Origin of the sequence: Intrasporangium sp. (assembly GCF_036566125.1) — a bacterium.
In the GTDB taxonomy this organism is placed as follows: Bacteria; Actinomycetota; Actinomycetes; order Actinomycetales; family Dermatophilaceae; genus Intrasporangium.
In genome coordinates this window covers 1-2,890 of sequence record NZ_DATCWX010000104.1, presented here as the reverse complement: position 1 = coordinate 2,890, position 2,890 = coordinate 1, and the positions used below count along the sequence as shown (strand labels likewise).

The window sequence follows — 2,890 nt, the reverse complement described above, 5'->3', positions numbered from 1 at the left end:
AGGCGGCGACCTGCCAGACCCGCCGCTCGAGAACCCCCGGGACGGGCGCTGGACGGTCGGAGCGCGGGTTCCGCACCGATGGCTCGACGAGGACCGTTCGGTATCCACCGTGGACCTCGCGTCGGACGGCTTCGCCCTGGTCGTGCCGCCCGGACACGCTGGGTACGACCAGGCGGTCGAGCAGATCGAGGCCGGCACGGGTCTGAGTCTGAAGCTCCATCACGTCGCCGACGGGTCCGCCCTGGAGGTGCCTGGCGCGGTGCTGATCCGCCCGGACGGCGTCATCGCGTGGACATCGGCAGATGCACGATCCGGGGCAGCGAGCCTTCCGGACGCGCTCGCCTCGCTCCTCTCCACCCCGGCGCACGTAGCAGCACGCCGCTGACGGCGCACGAGTGCAGCGGCGTTCGCCGCCACGTGATCTCGGTTGCCCGCGTCCTCCGGCCGACTGCGGGAGGAGCACAACTCAGCCGTATGCCGCTGGGCCGGCTCAGCGGCATACCGCTGACACGCGTGGGTGGTCGGGTGGATCCTGCAGGAAGGGCGGGTGGAAGGAGACACTTGTGAGCCGGGAAGGCGAGTGGCCGGGGCGTCAAATGCGGATGAGCCGGATGGAGGCGTTCAGCGACGGCGTCTTCGCCATCGCGATCACACTGCTCGTGCTCGAGATCACGGTGCCGCCGGGCTCGGAGAGCGACCTGCTGCGAGCCGTGCTCGACCAGTGGCCGTCCTACCTGGCGTACGTCGTCAGCTTTGCGACCGTCGGCGCGATCTGGCTCGCCCACACCGCGATGAGCGAGTACCTCCACCACGGCGATGTGTGGCTGCTGCGGATCAACCTCCTGCTGCTCCTGCTCGTGTCCTTCCTGCCCTTCCCCAGTCGCCTGCTCGCCGAGAGCGTCGGAGACCGCGACGCGGGCAAGGTCGCTTCCACGGTCTACGGGCTCACGCTGCGGGCTACCTGCTCATCGCCGTGTTCTTCATCGTCCCGATCCATCGGATGAGGCGATCCGCCCGACCGGAAGCGTCAGGATGAACGTCGACCCTCGGCCGGGACCCGGGCTGGAGGCCACCAGGCTCCCCCCGTGCGCATCGGCGATGGCGCGACTGATCGTCAGCCCGAGGCCGGAGCCAGCCCGGTCACGGTCCCGCGCCGTGTCGCCCCGGTAGAACCGCTCGAAGACGTGCGGCAACTGGTCCGCGCTCATCCCGTCCCCGGTGTCGGCGACGACGATCTCGACCGCCTCGGTGACCGCCCGGGCAAACAGCTGGACCGCACCGCCCCGAGGCGTGTGGCGCAGCGCGTTGCCGAGCAGGTTGTCGAGGACCTGGCCGACTCGCCGGGAGTCGGCTTGGACGCGCACATCGGGCGCCTCAGCGGCCCGGACGTCGAGCTTCACGCCCTGCCGAGCGAAGGCCTCGCGCTTTGCCTGGGCCCCCGACCAGATGAGCTCGCGGACCGGCGTCGCGGAGAGCTCCAGGGTCAGGCGCCCCTCCTCCGCGCGCGACACGTCATCCAGGTCGGCCGCGAGTCGGGCCAGCCGCTCGGTCTGGTCGGTCATCACCCGCTCGGTCTCGGGGCTCCACGTCGTCACGCCGTCGCGCAGTCCCTCGCAGTAGACCGTGAGCGTCGCGATCGGCGTGCGCAGCTCGTGGGCCAGATCGGACAGCAGGCGCCGCCGGGTGTCCTCAGTCTGCTCGAGCTGACTCGCCATGAGATTGAACGCCTGGCGCAGCTCGTCGAACTCGGTCCCCGCGCCCAAGGGACCGACCCGGGCCCCGAAGTGGCCCCGGGAGACCTCTCGGGCCGCGTTGGACAGGGCACCGAGCGGCGCCTGCATGCGACGTGTCACGTACCACGTCACCGCGGCGGCGCAGGCCAACGAGATGACGAGGGCGACGGCCAAGGAGACGAGCGAGGCGTCACGGTAGGCCTGCTCGACGTGAGCCAGCAGGGGCGAGTCGGGCGCAAGACCCGCCTCCAGCAGGTGCTCGTGGAAGAGGGGCGGCCCGACGATGGCAGCGACCACGCCGGCGGTGACCACGCTGGCGCCGAGGACGAGGACCTGGGCGAGCATGAGCCGCGAGGCGAGTCCGCCCCGGCCGCTCGACGAGCTGCCCGTGCTCATGCCGTTCATGCCGCTCATGCTGCCCATGCCGCTCAACCCCTGCCCATCCGGTAGCCGACACCGCGCACCGTGTCGATGTACCGCGGAGCGGCGGGATCGTCTCCGAGCTTGCGGCGGATGTGGCCGATGTGGACGTCGACGATGTGCTCGTCGCCGACCCAGGCGATGTCCCACACCTCGTCGATGAGCTGACGCCTCGAGAAGGCGTACTTCGGGCGGGCCGAGAGGACGTCGAGGAGGTCGAACTCGGTCCGGGTCAGCGCGGCCGGCTGCCCAGCGACGGAGACACCGCGCCCAGCGGGGTCGATGGACAGGTCGCCGAAGACCCGGGCCGGCTGCTCCGCCGGACCGTCGCCGGGGTGGGACGCGTCAGCGCCCCGTCGCGGGCGACGGAGCACTGCCTGGACGCGGGCGACGAGCTCTCGGGCGCTGAAAGGCTTGGTGATGTAGTCGTCGGCACCGACCGAAAGGCCGACGATCCGGTCCACCTCGTCGCCGCGGGCGGTGAGCATGAGGACGTAGCAGTCCGAGAAGGTCCGCACCTGGCGGCACACCTCGATGCCGTCGAGCCCCGGGAGGCCGAGGTCGAGCACGATGACGTCGGGATCGAGCTCCCGGGCCCGGGACACCGCATCGGGTCCCGTGTAGGCCTCGGACACCGTGTACCCGGCCCGGATCAGGTACGAGCCGACCATCTGCGCAAGCGCGCGCTCGTCGTCGACGACGAGGACCGTGGGAGTCGACGACGCGGCTTCGGGCCG

General features: G+C 71.2%; 4 protein-coding genes. 2 read left to right on the top strand and 2 right to left on the bottom strand.

Annotated elements, in window-relative coordinates; translation table 11 throughout:
• Together VIR15_RS06335 and VIR15_RS06330 are read left to right on the top strand one after the other, a co-directional pair.
• Positions 1-385, top strand: a 385-nt coding sequence (locus VIR15_RS06335; RefSeq protein WP_524538091.1) for an aromatic-ring hydroxylase C-terminal domain-containing protein, incomplete at its 5' end; no start/stop codon positions are given.
• 178 nt (positions 386-563) lie between these two features.
• The gene (locus tag VIR15_RS06330; RefSeq protein ID WP_331926630.1) at positions 564-1,004 is read left to right on the top strand and encodes a TMEM175 family protein; all 441 of its coding nucleotides are present in this window, start codon (positions 564-566) and stop codon (positions 1,002-1,004) included.
• On the opposite strand, the gene VIR15_RS06325 is transcribed toward VIR15_RS06330, so the two are convergent.
• Positions 981-2,138 carry a sensor histidine kinase gene (locus VIR15_RS06325; protein ID WP_414654928.1) on the bottom strand — a complete coding sequence of 386 codons (1,158 nt, stop codon included), beginning with the start codon at positions 2,136-2,138 and terminating at the stop codon, positions 981-983. The genes VIR15_RS06330 and VIR15_RS06325 overlap by 24 nt on opposite strands.
• Positions 2,139-2,161: 23 nt before the next feature.
• The coding region (locus VIR15_RS06320; RefSeq protein WP_331926629.1) for a response regulator transcription factor at positions 2,162-2,890 on the bottom strand (729 nt) is incomplete at its 5' end.

What these genes read in the sequence shown, in the direction of transcription:
- VIR15_RS06325 (WP_414654928.1), bottom strand. Translation starts at nt 2,138, where the DNA reads ATGAACGGCATGAGCACGGGCAGCTCGTCGAGCGGCCGGGGCGGACTC.